General features: G+C 72.7%; 15 protein-coding genes. 6 read left to right on the top strand and 9 right to left on the bottom strand.

Annotated elements, in window-relative coordinates; all coding sequences use genetic code 11:
- Position 1: 1 nt before the first annotated feature.
- Genes EDF34_RS03690 through EDF34_RS03680 form a run of 3 tightly spaced genes read right to left on the bottom strand, consistent with a single transcriptional unit; the run spans position 2 to position 5,474 of the window.
- Positions 2-1,444, bottom strand: a complete 1,443-nt coding sequence (locus tag EDF34_RS03690) for a basic amino acid/polyamine antiporter (protein ID WP_123369979.1) — start codon at positions 1,442-1,444, stop codon at positions 2-4.
- Entirely contained in the window at positions 1,441-4,773 is a 3,333-nt protein-coding gene (gene lysX, locus EDF34_RS03685) for a bifunctional lysylphosphatidylglycerol synthetase/lysine--tRNA ligase LysX (protein WP_123369978.1), read from the bottom strand. The genes EDF34_RS03690 and lysX overlap by 4 nt, the downstream gene beginning before the upstream one ends.
- On the bottom strand, positions 4,770-5,474 hold the full coding sequence (locus EDF34_RS03680; RefSeq protein WP_148076568.1) for a DUF998 domain-containing protein: 705 nt from the start codon (positions 5,472-5,474) through the stop codon (positions 4,770-4,772). Before EDF34_RS03680 ends, lysX begins: the two co-directional genes overlap by 4 nt.
- A gap of 102 nt (positions 5,475-5,576) precedes the next feature.
- On the opposite strand from EDF34_RS03680, the gene EDF34_RS03675 reads away from it, so the two are divergent.
- Both EDF34_RS03675 and EDF34_RS03670 read left to right on the top strand, forming a co-directional pair.
- On the top strand, positions 5,577-6,425 hold the full coding sequence (locus tag EDF34_RS03675) for a hypothetical protein (protein WP_123370654.1): 849 nt from the start codon (positions 5,577-5,579) through the stop codon (positions 6,423-6,425).
- Between the two features lie 54 nt (positions 6,426-6,479).
- Positions 6,480-8,003 (top strand): polysaccharide deacetylase family protein, encoded by a 1,524-nt coding sequence (locus EDF34_RS03670; RefSeq protein ID WP_158615034.1) that lies wholly within the window; start codon positions 6,480-6,482, stop codon positions 8,001-8,003.
- A 42-nt stretch (positions 8,004-8,045) separates the two neighbouring features.
- Here the strand turns inward: EDF34_RS03670 and EDF34_RS03665 are convergent, their stop codons facing one another.
- A complete protein-coding gene (locus EDF34_RS03665) occupies positions 8,046-10,535 on the bottom strand; it encodes an ABC transporter permease (protein ID WP_123369975.1) in 2,490 nt (829 codons plus the stop codon).
- Positions 10,536-10,540: 5 nt separating this feature from the next.
- Complete coding sequence (locus EDF34_RS03660) at positions 10,541-11,236, bottom strand: ABC transporter ATP-binding protein (RefSeq protein WP_123370653.1); 696 nt, start codon at positions 11,234-11,236, stop codon at positions 10,541-10,543.
- A 279-nt stretch (positions 11,237-11,515) separates the two neighbouring features.
- Here EDF34_RS03660 and EDF34_RS03655 point away from each other — a divergent pair, with 279 nt between their 5' ends.
- The gene (locus tag EDF34_RS03655; RefSeq protein ID WP_123369974.1) at positions 11,516-12,097 is read left to right on the top strand and encodes a dienelactone hydrolase family protein; all 582 of its coding nucleotides are present in this window, start codon (positions 11,516-11,518) and stop codon (positions 12,095-12,097) included.
- 59 nt (positions 12,098-12,156) lie between these two features.
- The gene (locus tag EDF34_RS03650; protein WP_123369973.1) at positions 12,157-12,699 is read left to right on the top strand and encodes a hypothetical protein; all 543 of its coding nucleotides are present in this window, start codon (positions 12,157-12,159) and stop codon (positions 12,697-12,699) included.
- 11 nt (positions 12,700-12,710) lie between these two features.
- On the opposite strand, the gene EDF34_RS03645 is transcribed toward EDF34_RS03650, so the two are convergent.
- Complete coding sequence (locus EDF34_RS03645; RefSeq protein WP_233575166.1) at positions 12,711-13,331, bottom strand: alpha/beta fold hydrolase; 621 nt, start codon at positions 13,329-13,331, stop codon at positions 12,711-12,713.
- 143 nt (positions 13,332-13,474) lie between these two features.
- Between EDF34_RS03645 and EDF34_RS03640 the strand changes: the two genes are divergently transcribed.
- Both EDF34_RS03640 and EDF34_RS03635 read left to right on the top strand, forming a co-directional pair.
- A complete protein-coding gene (locus EDF34_RS03640; protein ID WP_123370652.1) occupies positions 13,475-14,323 on the top strand; it encodes an NAD-dependent epimerase/dehydratase family protein in 849 nt (282 codons plus the stop codon).
- Positions 14,324-14,412: 89 nt separating this feature from the next.
- Positions 14,413-17,088: a phosphoenolpyruvate carboxylase gene (locus tag EDF34_RS03635; protein ID WP_233575165.1), complete on the top strand. Its 2,676-nt coding sequence runs from the start codon at positions 14,413-14,415 to the stop codon at positions 17,086-17,088.
- 3 nt (positions 17,089-17,091) lie between these two features.
- Here the strand turns inward: EDF34_RS03635 and EDF34_RS03630 are convergent, their stop codons facing one another.
- Genes EDF34_RS03630 through EDF34_RS03620 form a run of 3 tightly spaced genes read right to left on the bottom strand, consistent with a single transcriptional unit; the run spans position 17,092 to position 18,975 of the window.
- Positions 17,092-17,571, bottom strand: a complete 480-nt coding sequence (locus EDF34_RS03630) for an NUDIX domain-containing protein (protein WP_123369970.1) — start codon at positions 17,569-17,571, stop codon at positions 17,092-17,094.
- Positions 17,572-17,585: 14 nt separating this feature from the next.
- The gene (locus tag EDF34_RS03625) at positions 17,586-18,380 is read right to left on the bottom strand and encodes a ferredoxin reductase (RefSeq protein ID WP_233575164.1); all 795 of its coding nucleotides are present in this window, start codon (positions 18,378-18,380) and stop codon (positions 17,586-17,588) included.
- Positions 18,373-18,975, bottom strand: coding sequence for a sulfite oxidase-like oxidoreductase (locus EDF34_RS03620; protein ID WP_123369969.1), 603 nt, complete (start codon positions 18,973-18,975; stop codon positions 18,373-18,375). The genes EDF34_RS03625 and EDF34_RS03620 overlap by 8 nt, the downstream gene beginning before the upstream one ends.
- Positions 18,976-19,036 lie beyond the last annotated feature (61 nt).

The raw sequence follows: 19,036 nt of genomic DNA, 5'->3' as shown, positions 1-19,036 counted from the left end.
GCTACACCGACACCACCCCGGTCGCGATGAGGACGACGCCCAGGCAGGCGAGCGCCCACAGGACGACGCAGGCGACGAGCTCGGCGGGCGTGAACACACGCTCGCCGTGCTCGCGCCGTGCCCGCCGGTAGAGGAACACCCCGGGCGCGTAGATGATGCAGCCGAGCAGGACGTACTCCACGCCGGCCGCGTAGACCAGGAACAGGGAGTAGACGACGGCGAGCGAGGCGACCACCAGCTCCCGGCGTCGTCGATCGCCGTCCACCTCGTACGTCTGACCGGTGACCGCGAGCTTCACGGCGAACGCCGCGGCCAGCAGGTAGGGCAGCAGCGTGAGCGCGGTGTCGAGGGTCAGCAGGAAGTCGAGGGCGTCGTCGACGACGAGCACGACCAGCAGGAACGCCTGCACGGAGATGTTCGTCGCGATCAGGGCGGCGACCGGCGTGCCGTCACGGTTCGCGCGGGCCAGCACGCGGGGCATCAGCTCGGTGCGGGCCGGCATGTAGAGGACCTCGGCGTTGAGCAGGGTCCAGGCCAGGTAGGCGCCGAGCACGGAGACGATGACGCCGAGGTCGATGAGCGTCGAGCCCCACCCGCCGACCACGGACTCGAGCACGGCGCCCATCGACGGCTCGGCTGCGGCGGCGAGGTCGCGCTGGGGGAGCACGCCGTAGGAGACGAGCGTGACGGACGCGAACAGCGCCAGGGTGCTCCCCAGCCCGAGCAGGGTCGCGCGCCCGATGTCCTCGCGCCGACGGGCCATGCGCGAGTAGACGCTCGCCCCCTCGATGCCGAGGAAGACGAACGTCGTGACGAGCATCGTGTCCGTGACCTGCTCGAAAAGGCTCGAGCCCGTGGCGTCGCCGAGGAGGTTCTGGCCGAAGGTGTCGGCGTCGAACGCGACGGCCACGATGATGATGAACATGCCGATCGGCACGATCTTCGCGACGGTCACGATGCGGTTGATGACGGCGGCCTCGCGCACCCCGCGGACGATGAGCACGTGGAACAGCCACACCCCGGCCGACGCGAGGAGGACGGCGAGCACCGAGTCGCCCTTGCCCAGCCCGGGGACGAACGCGCCGATGCTGGCCATCGCGAAGGTCATGAAGAAGACGTTCCCGACGACGTTGCTCGCCCAGTACCCCCACGCGGCGTTGAAGCCCGCGTAGTTGCCGAACCCGGCCTGTGCGTAGGCGTAGATGCCGTTGTCGAGGTCCGGGCGGCGCAGCGCGAGCGACTGGAACACGAACGCGAGCATGAGCATGCCCAGGCCGGCGATGGTCCACGCGATGAGCGCTCCCAGCACCCCGGTCGCGCCGCCGAACTGCGCGGGGAGCGTGAAGATGCCGCCGCCGACCATCGAGCCGACGACCATGGCCGCCAGCGTCAGGACGGAGACCTTCTGCACCGCCGGGTGCGCGGTCGTCGAGGTGGTCGTCACGAGCCGGTGGGCTTGACCAGCGGGAACAGGATCGTGTCGCGGATGCTCAGGCCGGTCAGGTTCATGACCAGCCGGTCCATGCCGAGCCCCATGCCGCCGGTCGGTGGCATGCCGTACTCGAGCGCCTCGAGGAAGTCCTCGTCGACCTGCATCGCCTCGGCGTCGCCCGCGGACGCGAGCAGCGACTGCGCGACGAGGCGCTGGCGCTGGTCGACGGGGTCGACGAGCTCGGAGTAGGCGGTGCCCTGCTCGGCGCCGAAGATCACCAGGTCCCACTTCTCCGCGAGCCGCGGGTCGCCGCGGTGCGGGCGGGTCAGCGGGGCGTTCTCCTTGGGGAAGTCGGTGTAGAACACCGGCGTCGTCGTCTGGCCTTCGCACAGCTCGCCGTAGATCTCCTCGAGCACGGGACCCCAGGTGGGCTCGCGGTCGAGCTCGAGGCCGATGCGCTCCGCGTGGCGCAGCAGCACCGGGAGCGGCGTGTCGGCGGTGACCTCCTCGCCCAGCGCCTCGGAGACCGCCTGGCAGATCGTCTTGACCGGCCACGGGCCGGACAGGTCGTACTCGACGACCTTGCCGTCCGCTCCCGCTCGTCGGGCGACCGGGGAGCCGTAGATGCTGGTCGCCGCCTCCTGGATGAGCTCCTGGGTGAGCACCCGCATGGTGTCGTAGTCGCCGAAGGTCTCGTAGACCTCGAGCGAGGTGAACTCGGGGTTGTGCTTGAAGTCGGCGCCCTCGTTGCGGAACTGGCGGCCGATCTCGAAGACCTTCTCCATGCCGCCCACGAGCAGGCGCTTGAGGTGCAGCTCGGTCGCGATGCGCAGGTAGAGGTCCATGTCGTACGCGTTGATGTGCGTCTCGAACGGGCGGGCGTTGGCGCCGCCGTGGATCGTCTGCAGGACCGGGGTCTCGACCTCCGTGAACCCGCGCGCCTGGAGCGAGTCGCGCACGCTGCGCACGATCGTCGCGCGCTGGTAGGCGATCGTGCGGGCGTCCGGTCGGACGATGAGGTCGACGTACCGCTTCCGCACCCGCGCGTCGGGATCGACCATGCCCTTGTGCTTGTCCGGGAGCGGCCGCAACGACTTGCTGGCCAGGACGACGGACGAGGCCAGGACCGACAGCTCGCCCTTGCGGGTCGTGATCACCTCACCCGTGACGCCGACGTGGTCGCCGATGTCGACGGAGTGCTCCCAGAACGTCAGCTGCTCGGCCGGCAGCGACTGGGCGTCGACCATCACCTGCAGGTCGCCGCTGCCGTCGCGGATCGTGGCGAACCCGAGGCCGCCCATGTCGCGCTTGAGCACGACGCGGCCGGCGACGGAGACCGTGCTGCCGGTGCGGGTGTCGGGCGCGAGGTCGCCCGCTGCGGTGCGGACCTCGTCGACCGTGTGGGTTCGGGGCACGGACGCGGGGTAGGGGTCGACGCCCTGCGCGCGGATCCGGTCGAGCTTGGCCCGCCGCACCCGCATCTGCTCGGGGAGGTGCGCGGTCGACAGCGCCTCGGCGACCGGGTCCGGGGCCGGCGGGATGAGCGCGAGAACCGCCGACGCGTGGTCGGTGCTGCCCGAGTCCAGGGCGTCGCTGACCTCGCCCGCGCGGCGGAACGACGCGAGCGTCGGCGTCTTCAGGAACCCCTCCGCGCTTCCGGCGGCGACGCCCACCCGCGGCAGGTCCGAGGTGTACTCGTAGCCCATGTAGCGGGGCTGCCACTCCGGCGCGTACTTCATGTTGGAGCGGTAGAGCGACTCGAGCTGCCAGTTCTTGCTCGCGGCGAGCAGCCCCTGGCGCCAGAGCCGCGCGATCGGCCCGGCGCCGACCTCCGCACCGCGCTCGAAGGCCTCCCGGAACATCGCGAAGTTCAACGACACGGGCCCGACCCCGAAGGTCGCGCTGTGTGCAGCGAGCCCCGCGACCATGAGCTCGACGAGGCCGTTGTCCGCGGTGGGATCACGGCGCATGAGGTCGAGGGAGAGGCCGGCCCGGCCCCACGGCACGAAGCTGAGGAAGCCCCGTAGGTCACCCTCGCCGTCGCGCGCCTCCACCAGCACGCACTGCCCGTCGAGCGGGTCGCCCAACCGGCCGAGGGCCATCGAGAACCCTCGCTCCTCGCCGCCGTCGCCCCGCCACCTCGCTGCCGCGGCGTCGAGCGCGTCGAAGTCGTCGCGGGTGAGGTTCGCGTGCCGGACGACCGTCGTCGTGTACCCCCGGCGCTGCAGGCTCGACACCGAGCGGCGTACCGCCTTCATGCCGGGCCCCCGCAGCGAGAACGTGCCCATGTCGACCACGGCCTCGTCGCCGATGTCGAGCATGCGCAGCCCGGCGTCCGCGTACGCGAGCGCCCCCTCGTGCCCCGCGCCCATCACCGCGAGCGACAGGCCACGGGCATGGGCGTCCCGGCGCCACCGGTCGATCGCGTCGGGCCAGCGTGCCGGATCGCCCAGGGGGTTGCCGCTGGCGAGGCTGACGGAGCCGATCACCCGATGGGAGACGCCGGCGCGCGCCGTCTCCGCGGCTGCGGTGTCCCACACGACGACCTTGTCCCGCCGCGTCGCGAAGTACCCCAGGGAGTCGTGGTCGCCGAAGTCCCGGAGCATCGCACGCACCTGGGCCTCGTCGGCGACGGCCATCGTCCGGGTGCCACGAGGCGCGCGGAACAGGAGCGTCGCGGCGATGACGATGACGATGGCCCCGACCACCCCCGTGAGCAGACTGATCCACCACGGCGCGGAGCCCGAGCTCTCCAGCCCGACGCGGCCGATGTCGGTGAGCATGCCTCCGAACACGTAGAGCCACGCGTCGCCGTAGGTGTCCGCGCTGCCGAAGGCCATGACGAGCGCCGCGCCGCCGAAGAGAGTGACGATGCCACCCAGCGCGAACACGGCGACCGCCGCGCGAAAGCTCCCCGGCACGCCTCGCGCGACGAACTGCCGACGTGCACGGATCGCGATCACCAGCACCAGCAGGTTCACCACGATGCCGATGACGGCGAGTGCGACGTGCTCGCCGTTCACGATCAACGTGGCTCGTCCGAGCTGCGGGATGACCAGCCACCAGACCACCAGGACCCACCACGCGGCCCGCAGCCGGCGGCGCAGGGCGACGGCGACGACCAGCAGGAGCGTGACGTACACCAGGCTCGGGACGACGGGGATGGTCAGGAGCGACACGGCGTCCTGAGGGCTCTCGAAGTACGCGCGCCACGCGGGCACGACCGTGACGACCGCGGTGAAGGCCGCGAAGAGGAACATCGCGCCGGCGAACCGGTCGGGCCACCGGTCGTCGCCGGCGCGGTGGATCGAGAGCTCTCGCTCGGGCTGTGCCTCACTCATCGCGTCATCGTCCGATCGTGCGCTGGGGCGGGGGAGGTCTCGGGTGCGGACGGGGGCTCGGCGCGGGCCGAGAACAGCCCGAGGCAGAAGATCCACGCGGCGATGAACGCGATGTGGATCCGCTGGCTGGCGCCCACGGCCCAGTCGGGGTCGGGGTAGCGGTGGTAGTAGCCGAACGCGAGGCTCGAGACGAGGCCGCCCAGGACGAGGACGACCCATCCCACGCGCCGCAGCCACGCCGGCCCCACGCGCCACGTGACGACGATGACGGCGAAGACGCCGAGGAACAGGGCGGTGTCGCTGGCGACCGACGCGTACCCGTGCACGTCGCGCTGCAGCACCTGGTGCGGCGCGTCGCACGGCACGCCCGGGCCGCACGGCTCGGGGACGATCGCGGCCAGCGCGGCGCCGATCGCGAACAGCACGGTCGACCAGGTGAACACCTCGCGCCACGCGCCCCGGGGGAGCAGGGCTCGGGCCCAGACCACCAGGACGACGACGAGGACCGCGCACACCACGTCGGTGACGCGCAGCAGCATGGCGTTCGGCTCGCCCGGGGACTCGAGCTCGCTGACGATCTCGCCCATGCCCTCGAACCCACGCAGGACCCAGTCGATCAGGAAGTTGCAGTAGAGCAGGGCGGCCACGATGCCGACGACGAGCGGGAGGGGGTGCAGCCTCGGCTGGCTACCTGTGCTCATCGGCCCCCCGGAGGCTCGGTGCTTCGGCTGGTGGTCCACGCCACCGCGTCGTCAGTCTGTCGCATCACGCCGCTCGTCGCACCGCTCCGCTACCGTCACCCTGTGCTCCTCGGCCTGGTCACCGCCGTCGCGGCAGCGCTCTGCTACGGCGTGGGCTCGGTGCTCCAGGCGGTGGCGGCGCGCGGGACGGCGTCCGCCGAGGGCCTCGACCCACGCCTGCTCATCCGCCTGCTGCGGTCGTGGCGCTACGTCCTCGGGGTCGGGCTCGACGGTGTCGGCTTCGTGCTCTCGCTCGTCGCGGTGCAGTCGCTCCCGCTGTTCGTCGTGCAGTCCGTCGTCGCCTCCTTCCTGGCCGTCACCGCCGTGCTGGGGGCGATCTTCCTCAAGATGCCGCTGACCCGGTCCGACCGCGTCGCGCTAACCGTGGTGGTCGTCGGGCTGGTGCTCGTCGGCTCGTCGGCCGCCGAGGAGTCGGGTGCTCCGGCCAGCACGACCGGGGCGTGGATCTTGCTCGCTGTGACGGTCGTGCTGGCACTCGCGGCCGTCCCCGCCGCCCGGGTGCCCGGCGCCCGTGGGGCCGCCGTGCTGGGCGCGATCGCGGGACTCGCCTTCGGCGCGACGTCCGTGGCCGCGCGGATGCTCCCGGTCGAGCTGACGCCGTCGGCCGTCCTGCACGATGCCGGGACGCTGCTGACCAGCCCGGCGACGTACGCCCTGGCGATCGCGGGCGTCCTGGCGCTGCTGACCTACTCCACGGCGCTGCAGCGGGGGAGCGTCACCCAGGCGACCGCGCCCCTCGTGGTGGGCGAGACGGTCGCTCCGGCGATCGTGGGAGTCCTCGTGCTGGGGGACCACACCCGACCGGGGTGGGCAGGCGTGGCGATCGCCGGGTTCGTGCTCGCCGTGGGCGGTGCGGTCGCGCTGGCGCGGCACGGCGAGATCCAGGCCTGACGGGCCGGACCACGGCGGCCGGTCACCGCCCCGGCGATGGGTAGCGTGGACGCCATGACGACCTCCGAGACCGCTCCGCGGCCCCGCCGCCGCCTCCTCCCGCTCGTCGCCGTCCTCATCACGATCGTCCTCGTCCTCGGGGCGGTCGCCGCGGCCATCGCCTCGGTCAGCTCCGACGACGATCCCGATGCCGGGGAGACGCCCACGCCGACCGCCTCGCCGAGCGCCACGGCCGGACCCGCGTCCGTCGTGGCCGTGCCGGCACCCATCGACGCAGGCTCGGTCGCCGGCGTCGTCGCCGCGCAGAGCTCGACCGCGGACGACGAGGACCAGCGCGCGTTCTCGACGTTGACGCTCGCGGGCGACACGTCGCTGCGCACCGCGACCGACGCCATCGTGTCGGCGGGCGTCGCCGAGTACGAGCCGCGCCGGTCGCCCGGATCCGCGAACGAGCTGAACATCGGCTTCGACGCCGTCCTGGCCGCCGGACCGTACCTCGGCGTGCAGGCGACCACGTTCCTCTACACGGGCGGAGCGCACGGCCAGAGCCGTTCGCAGGCGCTCTACACGGATGTCACCGCGGACCGCACGTGGCCCAGCGCCGACCTCGTCGGCGATCCGCAGCAGCTCGCCGAGTGGGCCGGGGTCGCCCTCGGGCAGGCCGACCTGTCCGAGACCGCTCCCGAGCCGGCGGAGGTCACGCACGACGTCCGCTTCGGGTCGGACGGGTCGCTCGTCACCGTCATGGACCCGGGCGAGCCCGTGGCGTCCGCGGCGGGAGCGGTCGCCGTGCGGATCGAGCCGGCGCAGGCCGCGACCCTGCTCACCGCGCAGGGGTCGGCGATCCGTGCCGCGGCGATGGCGGGGCAGCCGTTCGCCGGGAGCACTGCCATCCCGACGGCCACCGCAAGGGCCACCGCAACGGCCACCGTTACCAGCGCCCCGACGCGGGCACCCGCGACCGGCGATGTCGACTGCAGCAAGCTCAAGTGCATCGCCGTGACGTACGACGACGGCCCGGGCCCGTACACGGACAAGCTGCTCGACGAGCTCAAGGCGGCTGGCGCCCACGCCACGTTCTTCCAGATCGGCAAGCAGACGGCGTCCTACCCGAAGGTCGCCGCACGCGAGCTCGCCGAGGGTCACGCGATCGGGAACCACACGTGGACGCACCCCGACCTGCGTCGGCTCACGCCGGACCAGGTCAACTCGGAGCTCGACAGGACCGCCGCTGCCATCAAGAAGGCGACCGGGTTCGAGCCGGTGCTCGTCCGCCCGCCGTACGGCGCCACCAACGACACCGTGCAGGGCGTGCTCAAGGGTCGCGGCGAGTCCGCGATCCTCTGGGACGTCGACACCGAGGACTGGAAGAACCGCGATGCGGCCATCACGACGCAGCGGGCTCTGGCAGGCGCGCACCGCGGCGCCATCATCCTCATGCACGACATCCACCCGTCGACCGTGAAGGCCGCACCGGGCATCTACCGCGCGCTCCAGGCCAAGGGCTACACGTTGGTCACGATCCCGCAGCTGCTCGGCGACGCGCTCAAGCCGGGCGGCAAGTACTTCAGCGAGTGACGCCTCGGCGCCGCGGGGTCCACCCTCGCGGCGCCGAGCGCGTCACGTCGCCTGGACGGCCTCGAGCGGGGACATCCGGGTCGAGCGGCGTGCCGGCAGCAGGGCCGCGACGAAGCCCAGGACCACGCCCGCCACGAGGATGACCACGATCTCGATGAACGGCGCATGGGGTGTGATCGCCACGTTCGTGAGCCGGTTGATCGACACCGTGACGCAGAGGCTGACGATCACGCCCGCGACCAGGCCCGTGAGGGTCCCGAGCAGCGAGATCAGCACCGCCTCGAGCCGGATCATCCGCTTGACCCGGTCGTCGGTCGTCCCGATGATGCGCAGCAGCCCGAGCTCGCGGCGGCGCTCGAGGATCGACAGCGACATCGTGTTGATGATCCCGATGAGCGCCACGAGGACGCTCATGAGGAGCAGCCCGGTCACGGCGTTGATGATGAAGTCGAACACCGTCGACAGGGTCTGACCGAGCTGGTTCCCCGGTGTGACCGTGATGTCGGGCCGCAGGTCGGCGAGGGTCTGGATCGCCTCCTTGGTCTCCGTCTGGGCGCCGTCCGCGGTGTCGACGAACGCTGCCGTCGGTGCGACGTCCCCCTCGATCGACGTGAAGGTGGCCTGGTCGACCAGGTTCCCGATGACGCCCGAGTCGAGCGACAACCCGATGACGGCGACGACCCGCAGGTCCGTCGAGGTGCCCGCGTCGTTCGTCACCGTGACGGTCGACCCGACCCGGTGCGGGGTCTTGTCGTCCTCCGGCACGGCGATCGTGCCCGGTCCGAGCTTGTCCAGGCTGCCGGAGGAGACCTGGATGTTGGCGACCTGGCGCAGGGCCGCGATGTCGCCCGTGGAGAGCGCGCCCGGGGTGGAGTCGACGGAGACCGCCTGGCGCTGGAACGGCACGACCTGCTCCACGTCCTTGACCGCGCTCAGCTTGTCGACGAAGGCGGCGTCGACCGTGCCGCCGTCGGAGATCACGAGGTAGTCCGCGCTCTGGAGAGTGGCGAGCTGGCCCACCGCGAAGTCCTTGACGGTGGTGCCGACCACGGCGACGAGGGTCACCAGGAACACGCCGATCACCAGGGCGTTCGCCGTGGCGGCCGTGCGCTTCGGGTTGCGCACCGAGTTGTCGACGGCGAGCCGTCCCTCGATGCCGAAGCGGGACAGCAGCGGGCGGGCCAGGCGTGCGCCGATCGAGGCGATGTGCGGGCCGCCGATGAGCACGGCAGCGACGAACAGCACGACGCCGAGGCCGATGAGGCCGGCGTTGGTGCCCAGCAGCATCGCCGCCAGGCCGAGCAGGCCGAGGACCGCGGCCGTGACCCCGCGTCGGACCGGCAGCTTGACGCTCTCGACCGCGGCCGACCGCATGGCCTCGATCGGCTCGGTCCTCGCGGCGCGGCGGGCGGGGATCATCACGGAGAGCACCGTGATGATCGTGCCCAGGAAGATCCCGCTGATCACGTTGCTCGGGGTCAGCACCAGGCCGCTGCCGGGCAGCGAGACGCCGAACAGCGTGAGTGCGCCGATGAGGACGAACGTCAGCCCCAGCCCCGCGACGACGCCGAGGATCGAGCCGACGAGCCCGATGACGAGCCCCTCGTACCGCAGCGAGCGCTTGAGCTGCTTGCCCGTCGCGCCGATCGCTGCCAGCACCGCGAGCTCGCGCAGCCGCTGCGCGACGATCACCGTGAACGTGTTGTAGATGACGAAGCCGCCGACGAGCAGCGCCAGGATCGCGAACGCCTGCAGCGCCTGCTTGAGCACCTGTCCGAACGAGCCGACCGACTCACGCTTCTCGGCGCGGAACTCGTCGCCCGACAGCGCTGTGAAACCCGTCGGAGCGATCTTCGCCGCGGCCGTGCGGAGCGCGTCTGGGTCCGCGCCGCGCAGGTAGTACTCCTGGTAGACCCGGTGACCGTTGCTCAGCCAGTCGAACGCCGCGGCCTCCGGGACCGAGACGGTCCCGCCGTCGTCGAGCGCGTCGCTCTTGGCGAAGTGCGTGATGCCGACGATCGTCGCGGGCTGGTTGCCCGCCAGGGTCAGGACGGTGACCTGGTCACCGGTCTTGAGCTTCTGGCGGTCGGCCAGGCCCCGGTCGACCGCGATCTCGCCGGTCTTGGCGGGGGCCCGGCCCGACGAGATCTGCAGCGGGTTGAGCTGGTCGTCCGTGATCCACAGCCGGCCCGCGGCGTCGGTGGCGTACGGCTTGCCCTGCGCGTCGACGAAGCCGGTCGCGCCGACGAGGCTGCCCGCGGATCCCTCGACACCTGGGAGGGCTGTGAGAGCGTCGGCCTGCTTCCCGGAGATCGTCGCCGGGACGGCCGTCGAGCTGGCGGACTCCTCGGCGACGACCGCGACGTCGACGTTGCCGTACTGGCGGTTGACGTCGCCCTCGAGGCTGTCGATGACGCGGTCGGAGACGAACCCGGTCGCGGCGTAGAACGCGACGCCGGTGATGATCGCGATCAGCGTGGCGGTGTAGCGGCTCCGGTTGTGGCGGACGCTGCTGATGATCAGCCGGAACATCGGCGTCAGCCCTCGAAGCGCTTCATGCGGTCGAGCACGCGGTCGGTGGTCGGTGCGTCCATCTCGTCGACGATCTGCCCGTCGGCGAGGAACAGCACACGGTCGGCGTAGGACGCGGCGTGCGGGTCGTGGGTGACCATGACGATCGTCTGCCCGGTCGTGTCGACCGCACGGCGCATGAACGACAGGATCTCGGTCCCGGTCCGGGAGTCCAGGGCGCCGGTGGGTTCGTCGGCGAAGATGATCTCGGGCTTCGGCACCAGGGCGCGGGCGACCGCGACGCGCTGCTGCTGGCCACCGGAGAGCTGGCTCGGCAGGTTCTTCAGCCGGTCCTGCATGCCGACCGTCTGCACGACCTCGTCGAACCAGGCTCGATCGACCTTGGTCCCCGCCAGGGACAGCGGGAGCAGGATGTTCTCCTCCGCGGACAGCGAGGGGATCAGGTTGTACTGCTGGAAGATGAACCCGAGCCGGTCACGCCGCAGGAGCGTCAGGTCCGTCTTCGAGAGCCCGTCGATCGCCGTCGTGCCGATGAACACGTGCCCCGACGTGAGACGGTCCAGGCCGGCGACGCACTGCATGAGCGTGCTCTTGCCCGACCCGGACGGGCCCATGATGGCGGTGAAGCCGTGCCGCGGGAAGTCCACCGTGACGCCGGCGAGCGCGTGCACCGAGGCCTCACCGGTGCCGTAGGTCTTCATCGCGTCGACGGCGCGGGCCGCCGGGATCTTCTCGGTGCGGACGTCGAGGTCTGTCACAGTTCCACCGGCCTTCTGCGGGAGGGGCTGGACGGTGGAGGACGACGACCCGGCCCCCGACGTCCCGATGCGGACACCGTATCGGGTGGCTCGCCGGACTTCACCCGCAGCCTGCAGCGCTCATCTGCGGTTCTGCAGCCAGACGTCCGTGAGGAGGTCGGGTGTCAGGACCCACGGCTAGGGTGTTCGCGGCTGTCCAGACCACCGCACGAGGAGCCCGCCATGGCCGAGATCATCCTGTTCCACCACGCCCAGGGCCTGACCGAGGGCATCACCGAGTTCGCCGACTCGCTGCGCGCGGCCGGCCACGACGTGACCGTGCCCGACATGTACGAGGGCCACACGTTCGACACCCTCGAGGACGGCCTCGAGTACGCCGACCGGGTCGGCTTCGGCACCGTCATCAAGCGCGGCCAGGACGCGGTCGAGGACGCCCCGGGCGAGGTCGTCTACGTCGGCTTCTCGCTGGGCGTCATGCCGGCGCAGGCGCTCGCGCAGACCCGGGCCGGCGCGCTCGGCGCGGTGTTCTTCCACTCGTGCGTGCCGCCCACGGAGTTCGCCGACGAGTGGCCCGCCGGCGTCCCCGTGCAGGTGCACGCGATGGAGGAGGACGAGCTGTTCGTCGAGGAGGGGGACCTCGACGCGGCGCGCGAGCTCGTGAAGGTGGCCGGCGCGGAGCTGTTCCTCTACGACGGCGAGGACCACCTGTTCGCGGACAGCAGCCTCGAGGAGTACGACGAGGAGGCCGCGACGCTCGCGCTCGAGCGTGTCCTCGCGTTCCTCGCCGCGGTCGACGCGCGCTAGCCGGACTTCATCCGTCAGACCCCAGCGCGGGCCGACCGCACCGGACTACCATCCGGCAAATGGGGGCAAAGCTGACCGCAGGCGTACTCGGGGGCACGCTGGTCGTGCTCGTCGTGAGCGCCGCCGCGTCGGTGCAGGTGCTGGGGCAGCAGTCTGTCGGCACGGGCGACGCCGCGGCCGGCAGGTACGCGGCCGCGCGCAGCGCCGACGTCGCGCGCTGGCTCGACCCGCCCGACGACGAGAAGTACTCGGCCAAGCAGCTCGTGGCGGCGCTGCTGGCCGCCAAGGCGACCAAGGGATCGGCGGTCATCACCCTGCCCGTGCCCGACGAGGCCACCGGTACGCTCACCGCCGCCCCGATCGCGTGGCGGGGAAGCACCACGAGCACGAGCGGGGCGCGGGTGACGGTCCGCATCGACGCGGATCTCTCGATCCGCGCCGGCCGGGTCGTCGGCGCCACGCGGCAGGTCGACAGCGCGGCGGCGCGCTGCTTCGTCTACACCGTGCAGGCGGGCGCCGTGACGCACGTGCGCGACGTGCGCTGCCCGCCGGCGAAGCAGGCGATGAAGCCCCCGGAGCCTGCGGCGCTGCCGACGGCCTGAGTGCCGATCCGTCAGGCGGCGCGCAGCTCGTGCAGGGCGTCGAGCAGGACGCGGTTGAACGCGACGGGGGCGTGGGAGTTCACGTCGTGCCCGGCGCCGGGCACGACGGTCAGCCGCGAGCCCGGTGCGGCGAGCAGGTAGCGCCGCTCGTCGAGACGCAGGGGGTCGCGGCTGCCGTTGACCAGCCAGACGGGCAGTCGCAGCCGGCGCAGGTCGGCGAGCGGGGAGTACCCGGCGAGCGCGGCCAGCATGTCGGTCACCACGTGCCAGGTGCCGCCGCCCGCACGGGCGAGGCCCGCGACGACGCCCGAGGCGCGGCGGTAGGCGCCGAGCGGCTTGCCCTTGATCTCGGTCGAGCAGCCGGCGAGCACCACGCCCGCGAGCTTCGACTGGTTCGCGTGCGCGTACGCCAGGCTCGTGTAGCCGCCGAGCGACAGGCCGACGAGCAGCGGCGGGACCGCGAACGACGCCACGGCGTCGTCGATGGCCGCGAGGGCGCCGCTCATGCTGAACCGCTCGGCGGACCGCACGCCGTGGCCGGGCAGGTCGAGGGCCAGCGTGGGGTGCCCCGAGCGCTGCAGTGCGGCGACCTGGTCGGCCCAGATGGCCGACGAGGTGCGCGTGCCGTGCACGAGCACGATCGGTCGGAGCGAGATGGGATCTCCTGGGTGAGGTCCGGCTGGCGGTCCCGCCACGTTAGCCCGGCAACCTGGGAACAGCCTGGGGCCGCGCGTGGTTGTCGCCCACGTCGATGGTCCAGACGGAGGAGATCACCATGAACGTGCTGCTCACGGGTTCGACCGGCTACGTCGGCTCGGCGGTGCTCGAGGCGCTCGTCGCGCACGGGCACGACGTCCTGGCGCTGACCCGCAGCGACGCGTCCGCGGAGCAGGCGCGCGCGGGTGGCGCGACGGCGGTCGTCGGGGACCTGGGCGACACCGCCTGGCTCACGGCGCGCCTGGGCGAGGTCGACGCGGCGATCCACCTCGCCGCGGCCGACGACGGCACCTCCGCGCAGCTCGACGACGGCGTGATCGACGCGGTGGTCGCCGCCTTCTCCGGGACCGGCAAGCCGTACCTGCACACGAGCGGCATCTGGATCTGGGGCTCCGGCGCGGACCTCACGGAGGACAGCCCGCTGGACCCGCCAGCGATCGTCGCCTGGCGCGCGGCGCGTGAGGAGCGCCTGATGTCCTCCGGCGTGCGCGCCACGGTGGTCGCGCCCGCGATCGTCTACGGCCGCAAGGGCGGCATCCCGGCGGGCGTCGTCGCGGCCGGCCCGCGTGACGGGGACGGCGCGCTGCTGCTCGTCGGCGACGGGACCCAGCACTGGACGACCGTGCACGTCGACGACCTCGCGGAGCTGTACGTCCTCGCCCTCGAGCGGGGCCCGGCGGGGGAGCGGCTCATCGCGGCGAGCGGCCAGAACCCGACCGCGCGCGAGGTCGCCGAGGCGGCCGCCGGCGTGGTGGTCGCCGAGAGCGTCGACGCGACGCGCGCGCGGCTCGGTGAGGGGTTCGCCGACGCGCTGCTGCTCGACCAGCAGGCCTCGGGAGCGAAGGCCCGCGCGCTGGGCTGGCGTCCGAGCCGTCCGTCGCTGCTCGACGAGCTCGCCGGGGCCTGAGCCCGGGGGAGGTCGACGAGACGCGCGTCACACCGCCCAACGCCTGGACCTCTGGACGCACCCGGGCGCTTGTGGCCTACTTTGACCCCGTGACAGCACCGCTCCCGCCGCGCGACGTCCCCCGACTCCTCGCCAGCCACGAGATCCCCGAGCCCCTGCGCAACGACGTCCGCGTGCTGGGCGAGTTCCTGGGCCGCGTGCTGGCCGAGGCAGGCGGAGACGACCTGCTCGCCGACGTCGAGGCCCTGCGCGAGCTCGCGATCCACGCGCACACGGACCCGACGAGCGACGCGCTCGCCCGGGCGGAGGAGCTCGTCGCGGGCTTCACGCTCGAGCGGGCCGAGCAGGTCGCGCGCGCGTTCACCTGCTACTTCCACCTCGCGAACACCGCCGAGGAGTACCACCGCATCCGCGTGCTGCGTGACCGCGAGGCCAGCCTCGAGCCGCACAGCCTGGCGCCGGACGACTCGCTGCCCGCCGCGGTGCTCAAGGTCCGCGAGGAGCTCGGTGACGACGTCGCGCGCCAGCGCCTGCAGGACCTCGAGTTCCGCCCGGTCCTGACGGCTCACCCGACCGAGGCGCGCCGCCGTGCGGTGTCCCGCTCGATCCGCCGCATCGCGGAGCTGGTCGCCGAGCGCGACGCCCGCAACATCGGGGGGATGTCGCTCGTCGAGAACGAGCGCCGGCTGCTGTCCGAGATCGAGACGCTGTGGCGCACCGCGCCCCTGCGCCAGGCCAAGCCGACCGTCCTCGACGAGGTCCGCACCGTCCTGGCGGTCTTCGAGTCGACGCTGGCCGACGGCTTCCCGGCGGTCTACCGGCGCCTGGACGACTGGATCCTCGGCGAGGCCGCCGGCACCCAGGCTCCCGTCGTCCGCCCGTTCGCCCGCCTGGGTTCGTGGATCGGCGGCGACCGCGACGGCAACCCCAACGTCACCGCCGAGATCACGCGGGCGTCCGCGCTGCTGCTGTCCGAGCAGGTGCTCACCGCGCTCGAGGCCTCGGCCCGTCGTGCGGCCGAGGGGCTCACGCTCGACAGCGACGGCACCCCCGCCTCGGCCGAGCTCGCCACGCTCTGGCAGCGCCAGCGCGCGCTGTCCGACGAGATCACCGCCCGGATCGCCGCAGACGCCCCCAACGAGCCGCACCGCCGCGTCATCCTGGTGGTCGCCGAGCGGATCGCCGCGACGCGGCGCCGGGACGCGGACCTCGCCTACGCCGGTCCCGAGGCGCTCGAGGCCGACCTGCTGGTCGTGCAGCGCTCGCTCGACGCGGCGGGCGCCAAGCGCTCGGCGTACGGCGACCTGCAGCGACTGCTGTGGCAGGTCACGTCGTTCGGCTTCCACCTGGCCGAGCTCGAGCTGCGCCAGCACTCGCAGGTGCACGAGGCCGCGCTGGCCGACCTGGCCAAGAACGGCGTCGACGGCACGCTCGAGCCCCGCACCGTCGAGGTGCTCGACACCTTCCGCGCCCTCGGTCACGTGCAGCGCCGGTTCGGGCCGCTCGCCGCGCGGCGCTACATCGTCTCGTTCACGCAGAAGCCCGAGCACCTCGCCGCCGTGTACGAGCTGGCCGACTACGCGTTCGCTGGCTCGGACGACGCGCCCGTGATCGACGCGATCCCGCTCTTCGAGACCTTCGCGGACCTCGAGGCCGCCGTCGACATCCTCGAGAAGTCGCTCGAGTTCGAGCCGGTCCAGCGCCGGCTGGCCGCCAACGGCCGCAAGGTCGAGGTCATGCTCGGCTACTCCGACTCGTCCAAGGACGTCGGCCCGGTCTCCGCGACGCTCGCGCTCGACGCCGCGCAGGCCCGCATCACGGACTGGGCGCGCCGGCACGACATCGAGCTGACGCTCTTCCACGGCCGCGGCGGCGCGCTCGGCCGCGGCGGCGGCCCCGCCAACCGCGCCGTGCTGGCCCAGCCCCCGGGCTCGGTCGACGGCCGGTTCAAGCTCACCGAGCAGGGCGAGGTCATCTTCGCGCGCTACGGCGACCCGGTCATCGCCGCCCGTCACATCGAGCAGGTCATGGCGGCGACGCTGCTGGCCGGCACGCCGTCGGTGGAGAAGCGCAACGCGGCCGCGACCGAGCGGTTCGCCGAGCTCGCGACCCGCCTCGACGAGTCGTCGCGCACCCGCTTCCACGCGCTGGTCCGCGCCGAGGGCTTCCCGCAGTGGTTCGCCGAGGTCACGCCGCTCGAGGAGGTGGGCCTGCTGCCCATCGGCTCGCGCCCGGCGCGCCGCGGCCTGTCGGTCTCCTCGCTCGACGACCTGCGCGCGATCCCCTGGGTGTTCTCGTGGTCGCAGGCGCGCATCAACCTGGCCGGCTGGTACGGCCTGGGCACCGCGCTCGAGGAGGTCGACGACCTCACCGAGCTGCGTGAGGCCTACGCCCGCTGGCCGCTGTTCGCCACGATGATCGACAACGTCGAGATGTCGCTGGCCAAGACCGACGAGCGCATCGCCGCCCGCTACCTCGCGCTCGGCGACCGTGACGACCTCGCGGCGCAGGTGCTCGAGGAGATGGCGCTGACCCGCCACTGGGTGCTCGCGATCACGGACTCGGACGCGGTGCTGTCCCGCAAGCGCATCCTGGGCCGCGCGGTCCAGCTGCGCAGCCCCTACGTCGACGCGCTGTCGCTGCTTCAGCTGCGCGCGCTGCGTGGGCTGCGCACGGGCGAGGCCCCCGAGCAGGCCGACGACCTGCGCCGCCTGCTGCTGCTCACCGTCAACGGCGTCGCCGCGGGCGTCCAGAACACGGGCTGACCCTCACGACGCGAGCGAGCGGAACGCCGGCAGCGGCGTCCCGCTCGCGAGCGCGTCCAGGACGAGCCGCTCGTGCGGCACGACCGGCTCGGGGAGCGCGTCGAGCGCGAACCAGGCCATCCGCGCCGCGCGGTCCGGCTCGCGCAGGTCCGGCTCGCCGGTCCAGCGGGTGACCTCGAAGAACACGTCGAGCCGCTGCTCGACCGCCGGGCCGCCGCGCGCGAAGCGGTGCAGCGCGGTCAGCGGCACGAGGTCGCCGGGCTCGATCGTGACGCCGCCCTCCTCGAGCGCCTCGCGCACTGCGGCCTCGTGCACGGACTCGCCCGCGTCCACGTGGCCGGCCAGCACCGCCCAGTGCCCGTCGCGGTAGCCGGTGCCCTGCCGCAGCTGCATCAGCACCTGGTCTCCTCGGCGCAGCACCACGTAGGCGGCGGCGACGAGCAGGGTGCGCTCGGCCAGGTGGTCGTCGGCGGCGTACGTCATGCGACCAGTCTGCGTCAGGTGCCCGTGGGCCCGAACCGCTCGGTGCGGATGAGGTCGGCGTCGTGGCCGAGGTCGACGAGCGCGTCGGCGACCGCCTCGACGAAGGCGGTCGGGCCGCACACGAACACGCGCGGCGACTCGTCGGGCGGGACGCAGGCCGCGGCCAGCAGCTCCGACGAGACGCGCCCCACCGGCCCGGCCCACGCGGGCGGCCCGGACCGCGTCCACACGCGGGTGACCTCGACGCCCGGGCCGAGTCCGTCGAGCTCGTCGGCGTACAGCGCATCGGCCGGGCTGCGGACGGAGACGAGCAGGCGCATGGGCGCCGACGAGCCCCTCTCCACGTGCGTCCGCGCCATCGACATCAGGGGGACGAGCCCCGACCCGCCCGCGACGAGCTGCACCGGACGGGCGTCGGTCGGGTGCCACACGAACCAGTTCCCGATCGGCCCGCGCAGCTCGAGCAGGTCTCCGACCTGCAGGTCCTCGGTCAGGTAGGGGGAGACCTCGCCGTCGTCGACCACCTGCACCGTCAGTGCGACGCGCTCCGATGCCGGTCCCGGTGCACCCATCGATGCGGGGGACGCGAGCGAGTAGGAGCGCTGCGCGGAGTAGCCGTCCTCCGCGGTGAGCCGCACGTCGACGTGCTGGCCGGCCATCGCGCCACGCCAGCCGGGCACGTCCAGCTCGAGCGTCATCGCCGTCGCCGTCTCGCGCACGCGCGCCACGAGCGTCGCGACTCGCCACGGCACGGAGTAGGGGACGTCGTCGGGGACGAGGTCCGCGACCTCGTCGGGAGCGTCAGTCACCCCAGTACCGCTGTTCCTTCCACGGGTCGCCGTAGGCGTGGTACCCGAGCTTCTCCCAGAACCCGTAGGTGTCGCTGGGGCCGAGGTCGATGCTGCGCACCCACTTCGCGGACTTCCAGAAGTACAGGTGGGGGATGAGCAGGCGGGCGGGGCCGCCGTGCTCGGGGCGCAGGGGCGCGCCGTCGTAGCCGTACGCGATCCAGGCCTTGCCGCCGCGCAGGTCGGCGAGCGGCACGTTGGTCGTGTACCCGCCGTCGCAGTGCGCGAGCGCGAACTGCTCCTCGGGCGCGATCTCGACCGCTTCGAGGAGCGTGTCCAGGGAGACGCCCCGCCAGGAGGAGTCGAGCTTGGTCCACTTCGTCACGCAGTGGATGTCCTTGACGATGTCGTCGGCCGGCAGAGCCCGCAGCTCGGCCCACGTCCAGGACGCGCGCGTCGTGCCGCTCCCGGTGATCGAGAACGTCCAGGTGCCGAGGTCGGCGCGTGGCGTCGGCCCCGCCGAGAGGACGGGGAAGCCGCCCTCCAGGTACTGGCCGGGCGGGAGCCGCGGGTCGGAGGCGCGCTTCCCGCGAAAGCCTCGCGAGACGATGGCCATCAGCGTTCCTGCAGGTGAGGCATGAGATCTCCCCGGGGCTGGGCGGTGTCCCCATGATGAC

This window comes from Cellulomonas sp. PhB150 (assembly GCF_003755175.1).
Taxonomy (GTDB): domain Bacteria; phylum Actinomycetota; class Actinomycetes; order Actinomycetales; family Cellulomonadaceae; genus Cellulomonas.
This window is presented reverse-complemented; position numbering and strand designations above follow the sequence as displayed.